General features: G+C 70.9%; 13 protein-coding genes. 5 read left to right on the plus strand and 8 right to left on the minus strand.

Annotation, left to right across the window (positions count from 1 at the left end):
* Positions 1-159: 159 nt before the first annotated feature.
* Genes KGD87_RS12720 through KGD87_RS12730 form a run of 3 tightly spaced genes read right to left on the minus strand, consistent with a single transcriptional unit; the run spans position 160 to position 2,296 of the window.
* Positions 160-831, minus strand: coding sequence for a MaoC family dehydratase (locus tag KGD87_RS12720; RefSeq protein WP_284667707.1), 672 nt, complete (start codon positions 829-831; stop codon positions 160-162).
* Complete coding sequence (locus KGD87_RS12725) at positions 831-1,280, minus strand: MaoC family dehydratase N-terminal domain-containing protein (RefSeq protein ID WP_284667709.1); 450 nt, start codon at positions 1,278-1,280, stop codon at positions 831-833. Before KGD87_RS12725 ends, KGD87_RS12720 begins: the two co-directional genes overlap by 1 nt.
* 14 nt (positions 1,281-1,294) lie before the next feature.
* On the minus strand, positions 1,295-2,296 hold the full coding sequence (locus tag KGD87_RS12730; protein WP_176421382.1) for an NAD(P)H-dependent amine dehydrogenase family protein: 1,002 nt from the start codon (positions 2,294-2,296) through the stop codon (positions 1,295-1,297).
* Positions 2,297-2,533: 237 nt separating this feature from the next.
* Here KGD87_RS12730 and KGD87_RS12735 point away from each other — a divergent pair, with 237 nt between their 5' ends.
* Entirely contained in the window at positions 2,534-3,649 is a 1,116-nt protein-coding gene (locus KGD87_RS12735; RefSeq protein WP_284667710.1) for an HD domain-containing phosphohydrolase, read from the plus strand.
* 9 nt (positions 3,650-3,658) lie between these two features.
* Here KGD87_RS12735 and KGD87_RS12740 read toward each other — a convergent pair whose 3' ends face one another.
* The gene (locus KGD87_RS12740) at positions 3,659-5,827 is read right to left on the minus strand and encodes a peptidylprolyl isomerase (protein ID WP_284667711.1); all 2,169 of its coding nucleotides are present in this window, start codon (positions 5,825-5,827) and stop codon (positions 3,659-3,661) included.
* A gap of 111 nt (positions 5,828-5,938) precedes the next feature.
* Between KGD87_RS12740 and KGD87_RS12745 the strand changes: the two genes are divergently transcribed.
* The 4 genes from KGD87_RS12745 to KGD87_RS12760 all read left to right on the plus strand — a co-directional run bounded on the left by KGD87_RS12745 (position 5,939) and on the right by KGD87_RS12760 (position 12,116).
* Entirely contained in the window at positions 5,939-6,811 is an 873-nt protein-coding gene (locus tag KGD87_RS12745; protein WP_284667712.1) for a hypothetical protein, read from the plus strand.
* Positions 6,812-6,880: 69 nt separating this feature from the next.
* Complete coding sequence (locus KGD87_RS12750) at positions 6,881-7,816, plus strand: AAA family ATPase (RefSeq protein ID WP_284667713.1); 936 nt, start codon at positions 6,881-6,883, stop codon at positions 7,814-7,816.
* Positions 7,813-9,150 (plus strand): DUF58 domain-containing protein, encoded by a 1,338-nt coding sequence (locus KGD87_RS12755; RefSeq protein ID WP_284667714.1) that lies wholly within the window; start codon positions 7,813-7,815, stop codon positions 9,148-9,150. The genes KGD87_RS12750 and KGD87_RS12755 overlap by 4 nt, the downstream gene beginning before the upstream one ends.
* A gap of 200 nt (positions 9,151-9,350) precedes the next feature.
* Complete coding sequence (locus KGD87_RS12760) at positions 9,351-12,116, plus strand: SNF2-related protein (protein ID WP_284667716.1); 2,766 nt, start codon at positions 9,351-9,353, stop codon at positions 12,114-12,116.
* On the opposite strand, the gene KGD87_RS12765 is transcribed toward KGD87_RS12760, so the two are convergent.
* From KGD87_RS12765 to KGD87_RS12780, 4 genes are all read right to left on the minus strand, one after another.
* Complete coding sequence (locus KGD87_RS12765) at positions 12,098-12,466, minus strand: Smr/MutS family protein (protein ID WP_284667717.1); 369 nt, start codon at positions 12,464-12,466, stop codon at positions 12,098-12,100. The two genes, KGD87_RS12760 and KGD87_RS12765, sit on opposite strands and share 19 nt — an antisense overlap.
* Positions 12,429-12,680: a hypothetical protein gene (locus tag KGD87_RS12770; RefSeq protein ID WP_284667718.1), complete on the minus strand. Its 252-nt coding sequence runs from the start codon at positions 12,678-12,680 to the stop codon at positions 12,429-12,431. Before KGD87_RS12770 ends, KGD87_RS12765 begins: the two co-directional genes overlap by 38 nt.
* A 53-nt stretch (positions 12,681-12,733) precedes the next feature.
* Complete coding sequence (locus tag KGD87_RS12775) at positions 12,734-13,789, minus strand: DUF72 domain-containing protein (RefSeq protein ID WP_284667719.1); 1,056 nt, start codon at positions 13,787-13,789, stop codon at positions 12,734-12,736.
* Positions 13,790-13,949: 160 nt separating this feature from the next.
* Complete coding sequence (locus tag KGD87_RS12780; protein ID WP_284667720.1) at positions 13,950-14,876, minus strand: diacylglycerol/lipid kinase family protein; 927 nt, start codon at positions 14,874-14,876, stop codon at positions 13,950-13,952.
* Between the last annotated feature and the right edge of the window lie 49 nt (positions 14,877-14,925).

The raw sequence follows: 14,925 nt of genomic DNA on the forward strand, positions 1-14,925 counted from the left end.
TGCGTGACGGCTCGCTGCCCGCCCTCGGTGAAAAAGGATGAGGTCAGCGGCGCGTGGAGACGCAGGAAGTGTGGCGGCGACTGATTTTTGAGTCAACCCCGAATGACACCTCGCGTTGAGGGGCGGGCACAACCGCCCCTCGAGACGCGGTGCGTCCGCCTACTTCTTCGCCTTCTTGGCCGAGGGAAGCGTGGCTGTCTTGGCCGCCGGCTTTTCCCGAGGAACCGTCTTCTTGGACGTGACGCCCTCACGGCGCTCGTTCGCCTCGTCGCCCTCCTCGCTGGGAACGGCGGCGCTGGTGGCGGACGCGGGCGCGGCGGCGCTGGCGTTGCTCAGGCTCTCCCGAGGCACCTCCACCATGATGGGGGACTGGCCGGAGCGCTGCCGGTTCTCGTCCTCCAGTGAGAAGAAGAGCTGGATCTGCGAGGAGCCCTTCATCACCAGCTCGCCCTTCTGGTTCTCCGCCCAGAGGTCGATTTCGACGAAGTAGCGGCCACCGGAGCCGTGCCGGTCGCTCACGCGGCCCTTGCACACGACGGTGTCACCTGGCCACACCATCTTGATGAAGCGCACGTTGTAGCGCCGCATCTGCCCGCCCCGGGCCCAGTCGCTGATGAGCTGGCCGAGCATGCCCATGACGAGCATTCCGGGCGCGTAGACGCTCGGCATGCCCACGCTCTTGGCGTAGAGCTCGTCCACGTGGACCGGGTTGTAGTCCCCGGACGCACCGGCGTAGCGCGACAGTTGGACGCGGTCGACGGGCGCCTTGGCCAGCGCGGGCAGCTCGTCCCCGACGCGGATGGCTTCAAAGTACAACTTGCGCGCGGGCATCACGGGGTCTCCTTGGCGGCGCGGACCACCAGCGTCCGGCGGGCGCGGAACACGAGGTTGCCTTCCTCGTCACGGCCTTCGTCCTCGATGACCGCGATGTCCATCTTCCCGGACATGCCTGGACGCTCGAAGACGTCGGAGACGCGCGTGGAGACGTAGATGCGGTCCCCCGCGAAGATGGGCCGCTCGTAGTCGAAGCCCTGCTCCGCGTGGAGCAGGCTCTTGATGCCCACGCCCAACAGCTCCCGCAGGTCCGCCGCCGAGTGGAAGGACGCGGGGAACGTGGGGGGCGCGATGATGGTGGGGTACCCCGATGCCCGGGCGTACTCCTCATCATAGTAGATGGGGTTGTAGTCCCCGATGGCCTCCGCGAAACGACGGATGGCGCCCTTTTCGACCTCGTTCAGCGTCGGCGGCGAGGTGCGGCCGATCGCGTTCTTGTCCAGCATTTCCTCTCCTGACTCTAGCGTCCGGCCGGAAGCTCGAGCACCGTGAGGAGCCCTGCTTCAGCGGCCGTCAAGCGTGGCGCGGCATTCACCAGCGCATTCGCGGTGGCCCGGTCGCCCGCCACTCCCCCCGGGATTTCCAACACCAGCTTCGGGTCAGCGTCGATTTCGATACGGTCCTTGGGGTCATCCGCCCCCACCGCGATGGTCAGCTCCAGCCGCACCCGTTCCTGTCCGTCCTCCAACCCGACCACGGACTGGAACATGCCAGCCACTCTTCCCTTCCTGACGGGAAACGCGCCGCCGGAGATGTCCTCCTCGGCGAACACGGGGGCTACTTCTTCTTCGAAGTCGTCGCAATCCAGCCCCAGGCCGAGGGCCGCGAGCGCCGCGGACTCAACAAGGCCGACATGGCCCAGTTGTTCACTGTCCACCAACTCGAAGAACTCTTCCTCCGTCAGCCCCGCGCCCACCTTCCGCTGCAAGGCCTCGCGCCGGGTCCGCGCATCCACCACGCGAGTGACGGTGGCACGACGCACCGGACCGCAGACCTGTCCAGCGACCGCCACCAGACGATCCAGCACGAAGCCCGGATTGACGCCGGTGCCCACCACCGCGACGCCCGCCTCCTGCGCCGCCTGGTCCAGCTCGTCCGCCAGCTCCGGGTACTTCAGATGCGGGAAGGCCAGCTCCTCACAGGTGCTGGCCACCGGCAGCCCCAGCTTCACCGCCTCCATCACCTGGTCGAACACCTTGGGCAGCCGCGAACCGGTGGCATGCAGCACCACCACGCCCTTGCGCTTGCCCACCGCCTGCGCCAGCGATTCGGAGACCTTCACACGAGGGGCGGGACCTCCCAGGACATCACCCAAGGGGCGACCCACCAGGCCGGATTGCACGTCCACGGCTCCGATGAGCTCCACCTCAGGTGAAGACATCGCGGCCCGGGCAACTTCCTGACCGATGAACCCCAGCCCCATCACCACCACCGGCACGGGCCCTTCCGGGGCTTTTGCCATCGGAGATTGCTCCACGATTCCAAGGGGTTAGCGACACCGTCCAGCGTCGCAGCGCACCATAAATCACACCTTGGCGGGCAGGCAAGCGTGACGTGGTTCCACCTCTCTTCCTGGATGGAAGAACCTCCAAGGATTTCCATGACTTAGGAGCGCATCACCCGCCTGGGGGGCCTTTTGAGGGCCCGTAGCGCCGTGTATAAAGCTGTACAAGCACGCTGTCCTGGAGGCACCTCGGGCATGGATCGCATCCTCGTCGTGGACGACGACGTCCTCATCCTGGCCGCCCTGTCACGCATCCTCCAGACAGAGGGGTACGACGTCGTCACGCACAGCGACCCGGCCGTGGCCGCCCGGGAGGTCGGCTTCCAGGTCGTCCTGACGGACTTCATGATGCCGTACCTCAACGGCATCGAATTGCTCGGCGCTCTGCGGGAGAAGAACCCCAAGGCGGTGCGGCTGATGCTGACGGCGGCGGCGGACTTCCGCACCGCGTCCGAGGCGGTCAACCGCGGCGAGGTCTTCCGGCTGCTGGGCAAGCCCTGGTCGCTCAGTGACTTGACGAGCAGCGTCCGGCAGGCCTTCGACCACTACCGGCTGGTGGACGCCAACGAGCGGCTGTCGCGCGAGGTCGCGGAGAAAAACGCGGAGCTGGTGGCCATCAACCGGGACCTGGAGCGGCGGGTGGTGGAGCGCACCGCGGGGCTGCTCGACGGGCTCATCAGCGCCCTGGACTACCGTGACACGGAGACGCAGTGGCACTCGCGCCGCGTGTCGCTCTACTCGCGGCGGCTGGCCCAGGAGGTGGGGATGACGGGCGGAGCACTGGACGTGGTGGAGCAAGGCGCGCTGCTGCACGACATCGGGAAGATTGGCGTGCGCGACTCCATCCTGCTCAAGCCCGGTCCGCTCACGCCGGATGAATGGGTGGAGATGCGCAAGCACCCGGAGTTCGGCTACCGGATGCTGGCGAAGATGCCCTACCTGCACGAAGCGGCGCTCATCGTGCTCCAGCACCAGGAGCGGTGGGACGGCAAGGGCTACCCGCAGAACCTGGCGGGCGAGGACATCGTCCTGGGCGCGCGCATCTTCTGCCTCGCGGACACGGTGGACGCCATTACGTCCGACCGCCCCTATCGCAAGGGCCGGCCCATGAGCGTCGCGCGGGATGAAATCCGCCGCTGCGCGGGCACCCAGTTCGACCCGGCGCTGGCGGAGGCCTTCCTCCACATTCCGGAGACGGAGTGGCAGCGCATCCGCCAGGAAGTCGAGGCCCTGGAAGCGGCGGAGCACGCGCGCTGGAACAGCGACCCGCTCGGTCCTCCCGCGCCCCTGGCCCGTGCCAGCGGCGCGTGAGTCAACGCCTCAGGGCGCCAGCTCCACCGCGCGCGCCTCGCGGATGACGTCCCCTTCCAGGAGGGCGTCCACCACGTCCATGCCGGACACCACCTCGCCGAAGGCCGTGTAGCGGCCATCCAGGTGCGGCTGCGGGGCGTGGGTGAAGAAGAACTGGCTGCCGCCGGTGTCCTTCCCGGCCAGCGCCATGCCCAGGGTGCCCCGGCCGTAGGGCCGGCGCGTCAGCTCGCAGCGGATGGAGTAGCCCGGCCCGCCCTCCCCGTCCCCACGCGGGTCTCCGCCCTGCGCGACGAAGTCCGGCACCACGCGGTGGAAGGTGACGCCGTTGAAATAGCCCTTGCGCGCCAGCGCGTGGAGGTTGCCCGACGTGAGGGGCGCCTCGTCCACGTCCAGCCGCACGGTGATGTCCCCCTTGTCGGTGCGCAGCACCAGCCCCGCGCGCGCCGGGGCGGCCACGGGCCGGAAGGTGTTCGCGGGCAGCGCCACACGCGCCGAGCGCACCCGCTGCCCCGTCAGCCGCGTGAGCGCCTGCGCCGCCACGCGCCGCACGTTGGCGTGCGGGTGCATCAGCCATTCACGCAGCCGGGGCTCGGCGGCCGGGCCCCGCAGCGCCACCAGCGCGCCCGCCACCGGCTCGGCCAGGTCGCCCGGCGTCTGGGGCACCCGTGCCGCCAGCGCCTCCACGGCAGGCAACGCGGCCTCGTCCTCGAGCACGCCCGCGGTGGCCGCCGCAGCGCCCGCCACCACTTCGTCCTCGCCTTCGATGAGCTCGCGCACCGGCGCCGCCGCCTCGGGCACGGGCCGCGCGGACACGGCCTCCAGCGCCGTCAGCCGCACGCTCGCCTCCGGGTGGCGCAGGTACTTCACCGCGAAGCCCGCCCCGCCCTGCCCCTTTGACTGGGCCACCTCGCGCAGCCCCAACGCCAACCGGCGGGCCTCGGGCACGCGCCCGTACCCGCACCCCAGGACTTCCTTCAGCGCTCCCTCCTGCCGGTCCATCGCCGCGGCCAGCCGGCAATCCAGCCAGGCCAGGTCCGCGCGTGCCAGGTCCGAGGCCGCGCCACGCTCCGCGTCCGCCAGCGCGAGCCGCAGCGACTCCAGGATGGGACGGCCCAAGGCGGGCAGCCCCTGCTGCGCCAGCGCCAGCAGCGCATGGCCTTCCGACGACCGCGCCAGCGTCTCCACCGTCGCCTTCGCGCCCTCCGGCGCTGATGCCCCCGCCGCCGCCGGAGGCGCCATGCCCCGGGCCACGCGCCTGGCTCGCGCCGACAGGGCCTCCAGCACGTCCACCGCGGTGCACGGTCCACGACAAGCCGCCGCCAGCCTGGCCAGCGAGCGCGCCGCCTCCGCGGCCACACGCGGAACCGTGTCCCCCAAGAGTTGCCCGAGGACCACGGCATCCTCGGGACCGCCCACGTCACCGAAGCCCTTCGCGCACAGCGCCCGCACGTCCGCGTCCGCGTCACCCAGGCCGCGGCGCAGCGCGGGCAAGGCCTCGGGCCGCTTCACGGTGGCCAGGAAATAGGCCCCCGCCCGCCGCGCCTCCACCGGCCGCTCGGCCGCGAGCAGCGCCTCCGCTGGCGCCAGGGGCACCTGGGCAACCACCGCCGCGCCACGAGTGCGCGCGATGACGCCCAGCGCCTGCGTGGCCTGGGCCGCCTCCGCGCCATCCGCCTCCCGCATCCGTTCGGACAGCCACGTCACGGCGCCGGGCGTCCCCAGCCGGCCCACGGCCTCCACCACCGCCCGCCGCGCGTCCGCGTCACGCTCCGTCCGCCCGGCCTCCAGCAGCGCCTTCTCCAGGGCCGCGAGCTCGGCGTCCACCAGGGGCTCCCAGGACAGGGCGAGCACGCCGGAGGCGAAGGCTGCCTCGCCGCGCACCGCCGCGTCCGCGTCCTTCAGCCCCGCGACGACGGTCTCCAGGGTGGCCGCGTCCTGGATTCGCGCCAGCGCCCTCAGGGCCCGGGCACGCACCCGGGCGTCCGGTGAACTGGCGGCGAGCGAAGTCAGGGCCCCGTTTCCCAGCGAGCGCGCGTCTTCCCAGTCCTGAATGCGCTCGAGCGTCCGCGTGTCCACGGGAGGCGGCATCACCGGCGGCACGGAGCGGACGCATCCGGACAGCAGCGAGAGAGCGACGACACAGGTCGGCAGGGCACGGACGGAGTGCGAGCGGCGCATGGCGCGGGCCTAGGTCAATTCCCCGCGAAAATCCAGGGGTTAGACCGCGAGGGGTTTGACACGCACGGCAGGCGCTCCGAAGATGGAGAGCGGATTCTCTCAGCGGGAGCGTTGGTCCTGAACTGCCCTGGCTGCGGCTCGCAGGTAGCCGCCAACACGTCCATCTGTTCCGTCTGCGACTACATCATCGATGGCTCGTTCCTCTCGGGGGAGCCGCCGGCCGAAGCGCCGGAGGAGTCCACCGACGCGGCGGAGGACCCACGCCGAGCCGCCAGGCCGCCTCCCCCACGCCGCCCACGTCCGGCCGCTGGCAAGTCCGGAAGCCGGCCCGCCGCGCCGCAGCCCGGTTCGGACTCCACCAACATCCGGAGCGTGGAGGACGTCGCTCGCAGTGCGCCGCAGCAGCGCGCGGCGCGTGCAGCGGCGCCTCGGCCCGCGCCTCGCAAGGCCCCCGAGCCCGCTGCCTCGGTGGACCCATGGGACCGCGCGGACCTGGACGTGCGTGGCGGCGCCGTCACCGACCCGGATGAGCTCATCCGCGACGCGAAGGAGCTGTTCGCCCAGCTCCAGGGTGGCGACAAGGTCGCTTTCTGGGGCGCGGCGGTGGTGCTGATGTCGTGCTTCCTTCCGTGGAAGGAGACGGCGGTGGATGGAGACGTGCTCGGCCTGATGAGCCTGGGCTGCGGCGCCTTCATCATGGCCATCCTCCTGCTGACGGCCGTCACGGTGCGCGTCAAGGGCTCGCTCCCGAACGTGAACCCGGTGGTGCCGTGGATGGGTCAGCTCGTCGTCAGCATCATGTGCCTCATCTGGTGCATCGTGTTCATCAAGATGTCGTCCGACACGACGATGGTGCCCACGCCCATCGGCAACTCGGAGATGATGAACTCGTCGCCCAGCTTCGGCGTCTACGTGGCCATCCTGGGCGCGGTCGCCACGCTGGGCGGCACGCTGCTGGGGCTCAAGGGCCAGGCCTCGCGCTGAGCCTCCGCGCATCTCGAATGAAAAAGCGCTGCCGCCCTCCGCGGCAGCGGGCTAGCGTCACCGGCCACCATGTCCGACGCCTCTCCCCTCTCCCGTCTCACCGCCGCGCTCGACGCGGCCGTCTTCGGACAGCAGCGCGTGGTGGAGGACCTGGTGACGGCCTTCCTCGCGCGCGGCCACGTGCTGCTGGAGGGCGTGCCCGGCGTGGCCAAGACGCTCACCGCGCGCAGCATGGCCGGCGCGCTGGGGCTGCTCTTCACGCGCATCCAGTTCACCCCGGACCTGATGCCGGCGGACATCCTGGGCACCAACGTCTTCCAGCCCCAGGACCACGCCTTCCGCCTCGTGAAGGGCCCCATCTTCACGGAGGTGGTGGTGGCGGACGAAATCAACCGCACCCCGCCCAAGACCCAGGCCGCGCTCCTGGAGGCCATGGAGGAGCGGCAGGTCACCATCGACGGCGTGTCCCACGCGCTGCCGCCCCACTTCTTCGTGGTGGCCACGCAGAACCCCCTGGAGCTGGAGGGCACCTACCCGCTGCCGGAGGCCCAGCTGGACCGCTTCCTCATGCGCGTGCGCGTGGGCTACCCGGAGGCCTCGGCGGAGACGACCATGCTGCGCGCCTTCCACCAGCGCGAAGGCAAGCCGGCCACCACCGGCCAGGTGCTGGACGCGCCCACGCTGCTGGAGCTGCAGTCGCGCGCCGCCCGCGTGTCGTGTGACGACTCCATCCTCCAGTACGTGGTGGCCCTCGTCCGGGAGACGCGCACCAACCCGCGCGTGCGCCTGGGGGCCAGCCCCCGGTCGGCCCAGGCGCTGCTCGCGGCATCCAAGGCCCGCGCCGCGCTGATGGGCACGGACTTCGTCACCCCCGACGACGTCAAAGCCGTCACCTTCAGCGTCCTCAACCACCGCCTGCTCCTCAAGGCCGAGGCCGAGGTGGAAGGAATCACCGCGGACGACGTGCTGAAGCAGACGCTCGAGCGGGTCCGAGTGCCCCGGTGAGCGCCGGGCGCCCCGTCCCCACCGGCCTCGCCGTGGCCCTGCTGGCGGCGGGACTCCTCCCGGCGGCGCTCGCGGTGGCCAGCCCCGCGTTCGGCTGGCTCGCGCTGGCGACGGACGTGGCCGTGCTGGCCCTCTGCGTCGTGGACTTCCTCCGGGCCCCGCGCGCCCAGGACGTCCGCGTCTGGCGGCGCGTGGAGCCCGTCCTCTCCTCCGGCACGCGCAACGCCGTGCACGTGGTGCTGGAGCGACAGGACACCGGCACCGCGCCGCTGCACGTGGAGGTCCGCGACGAGCCCCCCGAGGACATGGCCAGCAGCGGGCACCGGCAGCGCCTCACCCTGCCCGCGGCCCAGGCCAGGCCCCAGGAGCTCACCTACTTCATCACGCCGCCTTCACGGGGCGACGCCCGCTTCGGAGACGTGCACCTGCGGCTGCGCGGCCCCCTGGGCCTGTGCGCGCGCCAGGTCCGCGTCCCCGCGGCGATGGACGTCAAGGTGTACCCGGACCTCACCGCGCTCACCCGTGAAGCGCTGGCGCTGGCCCACGCCTCGGACGCCCCCTCCGCGCGCACGCAGCGGCGACGCACCTCGGAGGGGCGGGAGTTCGAGTCGCTGCGCGAGTACCGCCCTGGCGACGACTACCGCCACATCGACTGGAAGGCGTCCGCGCGCCACGCCCACACCCTGGTCCGGACATGGCAGCCGGAGCAGCACCAACCGGTGCTCCTGCTGCTGGACTGCGGCCGGCACATGGCGGGCCGCATCCAGGAGCGGCGCAAGCTGGACCATGCGGTGGACGCGGCGCTGCGGCTGGCGCGTGTCGGCCTGGAAGCCGGTGACGTGGTCGGCGTGCTGGCGTTCGCCAGCGGCGTGCGGGCCTACCTGCCGCCGCGCAAGGGCCGCGAGCACCTGCGGCTCATCACCGAGTCGCTCTACCGCACCGAGGCCGCGCTCGAGGAGAGCGACTACGGCCGCGCCTTCGATTTCGCCTTCGCACGCCAGACGCGGCGCGCCCTGGTGGTGCTGTTCACGGACCTGGTGGACCCGGACGCCTCCGCCAGCCTCCTCACGCGCACGCTGGCGCTGCGCCCCCGGCACCTGCCCGTCGTCGCCTCGCTGCTGGACGAGGACCTCCAGGCGGCGGCCCACGGCGTGCCCGCGCGGACGCAGGACGCCTACGCGCGCCAGGCCGCGGCGCGCCTGGAGACGGAGTACCGGCGGACGGCCACCACCCTGCGGGACGCGGGCGCGCTGGTGCTCCGAGCCCCCGCGCGCGGCTTCGGCGCGGCCACGCTCAACGCCTATCTGGACGTGAAGGCGCGCGGACTGCTCTAGGCCTCTGCGTCAAGTCCAGCGAAAGTTTTGTACGCGGCGTGCAGTCAACGTGTATCGACGCCGCTCGCGAAGAAGCATGCCAATCGCGCGGAGGCCGAATTTTCGGCCTCGGACACGACCCCCTTTACAGATAGGCGCGCGTCAACAAAATGGCCGGTCCGCGCTCGCCGTGACGGCGGGCGACCTCGAAAACACCACGGATGGAGACGGTCTTGGCGGAGGTCGCGAGGGGATTCAGGGTGGAGGTAGAGGCGAACGCAGCGGCGGCGGCGGTGGCGGCACGGATGGAGTCCGGGTCGGCGGCGGCCCCCACGGCGTTGACGCCCTTCCATGAGCGGCTGCTGGCAGAGGAGCTGCTGGCGCGCAGCGGTGACACGCAGCAACGGCTGGCGGGAGCGCTGTCGGAAGCGAAGGTGGACCTCAACCCGCACCAGGTCGAAGGCGCCATGTTCGCGCTCGACTCGCTGTCGCGCGGCGGCTGCATGCTGGGTGACGAGGTCGGCCTGGGGAAGACGATTGAAGCGGGGCTCGTCATCGCCCAACTGATGGCCGAGGGGAAGTCGCGCATCCTCATCATGGCGCCCGCCACGCTGCGCGCGCAGTGGAACAGCGAGCTGCGGGAGAAGTTCGACCTGGACAGCGTCCTGGTGGATGGCCGCACCGTGCGCGCCACCGGGAACTGCTTCGACCAGCCCTTCCCCGTCATCTGCTCGCACCCCTTCGCGGCGAACAAGGCGCACTTGACGTCGGAGATTCCCTGGGACCTGGTCGTCATCGACGAGGCCCACCGCCTGCGCAACGCGCACCGGCCCAACAACAAGATGGGGCAGGCCCTGCGGGCGTCCCTGGCCGGCAAGCCCAAGCTGCTGCTCACCGCCACCCCGCTCCAGAATGACCTGATGGAGCTGTTCGGGCTGATGTCCCTGCTGGACGAGCAGATTCTGGGGCCCGAGCACGCCTTCCGCAGCCGCTACCGGACGGACGAGGCCGGCGGCATGCCCGAAGCCGCCGCCATCGAGCTGAAGGAGCGGCTGGCCCCCGTGGTGCAGCGCACCCTGCGCCGGCAGGTGCGCGAATACGTCCGCTACACCAACCGCCGCTCCATCGTGGAGGACTTCACCCCCTCCCCCGAGGAGCACGACCTCTACGAGAAGGTCAGCGAATACCTCCAGCGCTCCGAGGCCGCGGCGATTGAGCCCGGCAAGAAGACGCTGCTGACGCTCTGCTACCGCAAGCTGCTGGCGTCCTCCACCTACGCCATCGCCCCCACCCTGCGCCGCCTGTCGGACAACCTGGAGAAGCGACTGCAGGCGGCGAAGCTGGGCCAGCAGGCCCTGGCGATGTTCGAGCCCGAGGAGGCCAAGCAGTTCGTCGAGGAGGGCGAGGAGTGGTCGGACGACCCGGCCAAGGCCCCCAACGTCCGCGCGCTGGAGCAGGAGGTCTGGGAGCTGCGCCAGTACGCGGACCTGGCGGACTCCATCAAGGTCAACGCCAAGGGCGAGGCGCTCAAGCGCGGCCTGGACCGGACCTTCGCCGTGATGAAGTCGCACGGCTGGCCGGAGAAGGCGCTCATCTTCACCGAGTCCAAGCGCACGCAGCAGTACCTCTTCAACCTCCTGTCGGAGAGCGGCTACCAGGGGAAGATTTCCCTGCTGTCGGGGGACGCGGGCACGCCCGAGGACCGGCGCGCGCTGGTGGAGGAGTTCCGCAACCGCACGCAGATCCTCATCTGCACCGAGGCGGGCGCCGAGGGCCTCAACCTCCAGTTCTGCAACCTGGTGGTGAACTACGATTTACCCTGGAACCCGCAGCGCGTGGAGCAGCGCATCGGCCGCTGCCACCGGTACGGCCAGCAGCGGGACGTGCTGGTCATCAACTTCCTCAACCGGATGAACGCGGCGGACGCCCGCCTCTTCGAGCTGCTGGAGAAGAAGCTGAACCTCTTCGACGGCGTGTTCGGCGCGTCCGACGAAATCCTGGGCGCGCTGGAGAGCGGCGTCGACTTCGAGCGGCGCATCCTGGACATCTACCAGTCCTGCCGGAAGCCCGAGGACATCAACATCGCCTTCGACAAGCTCCGCGGGGAGCTGGAAGGCCGCATCAGCCAGCGCATGACGGAGATGCGCTCGGTGGTGCTGGAGCGCTTCGACGGCGACGTGCGGCGCCGGCTGCGCGGACAGAACGAGCAGACGAAGGAGGCCCTGGCCAAGCGCCAGCAGGAGGCCCGCGCCCTCACCGCCTCCGTGCTGGGCAGCCGCAACTCGGGACGGCTGGAGGTGGCCAAGGCCGCCTACGCCGTCAAGGAGCGCACCCAGGACGCGGTGAGCTACCTGCAACTGGACGCGGCGGGACTGCCGTCCCGGCTGGCCCGGCTCGCGGGCAGCGAGGGCTGGTGGTTCGCGTACAAGTTCGAGACGACCGGCCTCAAGCCCGAGGAGAAGCTGGCCCACCTGGTGCTCGTGCGCGACAGGGACGGCTTCCGCGCCCTGCCCATGGCAGACGGCGCGCACTTCGTGAAGCTGGCGGCGAAGCCGGAGCGCCGGCGTCAGCCCGCGCCGGTGTCCGTGCAGCTGATGCAGGAGCAGGCGCTGGTGGCGGCGAAGGACGAAATCGTCCGGGCCGCGGAGCGGCGCAACGCCCTGGAGCTGGACAAGGCCAAGGAGCGCGCGGACCGCTACGTCGAGGACTGCCTCATGGAGTCGCGCGAGGCCGTGGAGGCCGCGCGGCAGACGTGGATTGAGGCGCGCAAGCAGGTGGGGCTGGCCGAGGACATCGCCGACAAGGCCAAGGCCCGCGCCCACTCAGACAGGATGGAGCGCGAGTACCGCCGCAAGCTGTCCTCGCTCCGCAACGAGGAGGAGAAGCGCTACGCCTCCAAGGACCGGCAGTTGGCGGAGCTGGCCAACAAGGGGAAGGTGACGGAGAAGCGCTCCCTCATCGCCTCCGCCTACTTCTGGCTGTCGTAGTCCGCCGGGCGCAGACGCACCCACGTCGCGCCCCAACCTCCGTCCCCTTCGCCCGCGGAACGGAACGACTCCACCTCCGGCAGCTTCGGAAGCAGCGACTGCACGGTGCGCCTCAGCGCGCCGGTGCCCTTGCCGTGGATGATGCGCACGTCCAGGACGCCCTTCTGTCGGCACGCCCAGAGGTACTCCACCACCAGGTCCTTCACGTCGCGCGGGTGGAAGAGGTGCAGGTCCAGGTTCCCATCAATGGGAATTTCTACAGCCTCGTCCTCGGAAGGCGGCGGCTCTGGCCCTTCGGGCGGGAGCGGCGGCTCATTCGCGCCCAGGACTGGCGGACGTCTTCGGCTCACGCTCCCACTCCTGCTTCTCCTTCTCCGCCTGCAGGCGGCGCCGCTCGCGTGCGGCCTTGAAGCGCGCGGACAACGAGGAGACCTCGCCCTTCAGCGCGGAGAGGTTGGTGGAGACGCTGCCCGGGTCGCCTTGCTGGCGGCCGGCTGCCTGCCCGCCCTGGGCGCCAGCGCCCCCTGCGGCCATCAGCTGGACCATCAACGCTGCAACCGTCATGACTGTCATGGACCCACAGGTAAGCAAGACGCGTGCTCAGTGGCAAGTGGCAGTCAGGTGGCGGCGGCCTGAAGCGCGGCCTCTTCCCGCCTGCCCAGGACGACACGCTCGGCCAGTTTGATAGCGGACAGTGGCGCGCTGCCCTCGGCCTTGTTGTTGATGGTGATGAAGGTGGGCTTGTCCCGGCGCAGCGCCGCCAGACACACCCGGGCCAGGACGTCGCGCGTGGGGACGTCCTCGTCCACCAGTTGATTGAACGGCGCGTAGCGCGCGCGAGCCTCCTCGTAGCCGAGGTCCGGCGGGAGCATCCACCGCACCACCAGCGCGCGGGATTCAAAGGCGCGGGTGAGCTTCGCCTGCCTTCCCACGGGCGGCATGTGCGCCCACACCGCCAGCACCGGGCTGACGCCCACGTCCGCCAGCGCCTGTGCCAGCCCCTCCGTGAGCAGCGTTTCGTTGCGCAGCTCCACCGCGTACAGCGGCCCCTTCGGCAGCGCGGAGAAGAAGGCGTGCAGCCGCTCCACGAAGCGCGCGGGCCCGCCGAGCGCCTGCGGGTCCTGCGGAGGGAATTGGAAGACGAGCGGCCCCGCCTTCTCCCCCAGCCCCTCCACGAAGGGCCCGACGACGGCCTCCGTGGCGTAGGCGGCGTGGAGGAAGCGCTCATTGGCTTGTCCCCGCTGCGTGCCGTAGCGCTCGTGCAGCGGGAAGCGCGCCAGGGTGCACACCTCGTGGGCCTTCACCAGGAAGCGGAAGGTGTCCGGCACCTGGGCGGCGTACTCGGCGAAGGCGCTGGAGTCGATGGGGCCGTAGAAGGTCCGGTCGATGCCCACCGTGCGCAGCACCGGGTGGTGCGCGTAGGCGGCCAGGCCCTCCCGCGCGAGCTGCGAGGCGGGGGCCTCATGGTCATAGACGATGCCGGACCAGCCCGGGAACGTCCACGACGACGTCCCCAGGAACACCCCCCGGGGCAGCTCCCGCCCCAGCGTGGCCAGCGACTCCGGCACCGCCGCCGGCGCCACGGGCTGCGCGCCCTTGCGGCCCCTGGCGGGCGGCTCCACGGCGGCGCCGGTGAAGAGGTCGAGCTGTGCGGGTCCTCGCTCTTGAGGCATGGCGCGTCTCCTGGGCCCATCCAGCGGGCACGGTGCCGTGCGTCCATCGCACCTAACGCCGGACGCCACCGGATGCAGGAGGTTGCCTCAGTCCAGCCCCACGTCCCAAGTGCCATGTCGCTCGCCAGGCGACCGGGCGACGTTTCGGGACGCGCGAGCGCTACAACACCTTGAGGCGGATGGCCCCGGGCAGCAGCGTCATGGTGCACGGGAGGCGGCCCGGCGTCTCGCCGTCCACGTCCAGGAACACGTCGCCGCCCTCCACGGGCTCGGCGCGCAGGGTGCGGCAGCGCAGGCGGCGCGTGCCCTTCCAGTTGACGTGCGCGCCGTTGTAGACGCCCTTCGACTTGAGGACGAAGTCACTCAGGCCGTAGTGGGACCAGATGGTGACGTCGAAGAGGCCGTCGTGGGTGACGGCGTCCGGCGCGACGAACATGCCGCTGCCGAAGTAGCGGCCGTTGGCCACGGCCACCGCGGTGACGCTCACCACCTCTTCCGGGCCCCCGTCCACCGACAGGCGCACCTGCCGCTCCGAGTACTTCACCAGGCCCTTCAGCGTGCCCCACATGAAGCTCAGGTGGCCGCCCAGGGCCTTGCTGCTCTGGTTGACCTCCTGGGCCACCACCGCGCTCACACCGAACGAGGCGATGTTGGCGAAGTAGCGCGTGGCGGGCTGGCCCGCGTTGTCGGTGAACTCCAGCCGGCCCACGTCGAAGGGCTCCGTCGTGCCGGAGCGCAGCCGCTCCAGCGACGAGGCCAGCTCCAAGTCCCACCCGAAGGTGCGCCGGAAGTCCCCCCCCGTGCCCCGAGGAATCAGCCCCAGCGCCGCGTTCGGATTCAGCGCCTTGCCGTCCTCGAAGAAGCCGTTGGTGACTTCGTTGAGCGTGCCGTCGCCACCCACCGCGACGATGCACTCGTACCCGTCCAGCAGGGCCTGGCGGGTGATGCGCGCCGCGTCCATGCCGCCCTGGGTGAAGCCATGGCCGAAGTCGCCCAGCGCCCTGTTGACCTGCGCGGAAAGCTCAGCCCAGCGCTTTCCTGTCTGGCCGTTGGCGCTGCGCGGATTGACCACGAGGAACGTCTTCATCTGGCCCTACCCCTCCCTTGGCCCTCCCTGTTTACGCGGTTGCGCACCG

Source organism: Myxococcus sp. SDU36 (genome assembly GCF_030168875.1).
GTDB classification, from domain to species: domain Bacteria; phylum Myxococcota; class Myxococcia; order Myxococcales; family Myxococcaceae; genus Myxococcus; species Myxococcus vastator.

What these genes read in the sequence shown, in the direction of transcription:
- KGD87_RS12735 (WP_284667710.1), top strand. Translation starts at nt 2,534, where the DNA reads ATGGATCGCATCCTCGTCGTGGACGACGACGTCCTCATCCTGGCCGCC.
- KGD87_RS12775 (WP_284667719.1), bottom strand. Translation starts at nt 13,789, where the DNA reads ATGCCTCAAGAGCGAGGACCCGCACAGCTCGACCTCTTCACCGGCGCC.
- KGD87_RS12780 (WP_284667720.1), bottom strand. Translation starts at nt 14,876, where the DNA reads ATGAAGACGTTCCTCGTGGTCAATCCGCGCAGCGCCAACGGCCAGACA.
- KGD87_RS12725 (WP_284667709.1), bottom strand. Translation starts at nt 1,280, where the DNA reads ATGCTGGACAAGAACGCGATCGGCCGCACCTCGCCGCCGACGCTGAAC.
- KGD87_RS12750 (WP_284667713.1), top strand. Translation starts at nt 6,881, where the DNA reads ATGTCCGACGCCTCTCCCCTCTCCCGTCTCACCGCCGCGCTCGACGCG.
- KGD87_RS12730 (WP_176421382.1), bottom strand. Translation starts at nt 2,296, where the DNA reads ATGGCAAAAGCCCCGGAAGGGCCCGTGCCGGTGGTGGTGATGGGGCTG.
- KGD87_RS12760 (WP_284667716.1), top strand. Translation starts at nt 9,351, where the DNA reads ATGGAGACGGTCTTGGCGGAGGTCGCGAGGGGATTCAGGGTGGAGGTA.
- KGD87_RS12770 (WP_284667718.1), bottom strand. Translation starts at nt 12,680, where the DNA reads ATGACGGTTGCAGCGTTGATGGTCCAGCTGATGGCCGCAGGGGGCGCT.
- KGD87_RS12720 (WP_284667707.1), bottom strand. Translation starts at nt 831, where the DNA reads ATGCCCGCGCGCAAGTTGTACTTTGAAGCCATCCGCGTCGGGGACGAG.
- KGD87_RS12740 (WP_284667711.1), bottom strand. Translation starts at nt 5,827, where the DNA reads ATGCGCCGCTCGCACTCCGTCCGTGCCCTGCCGACCTGTGTCGTCGCT.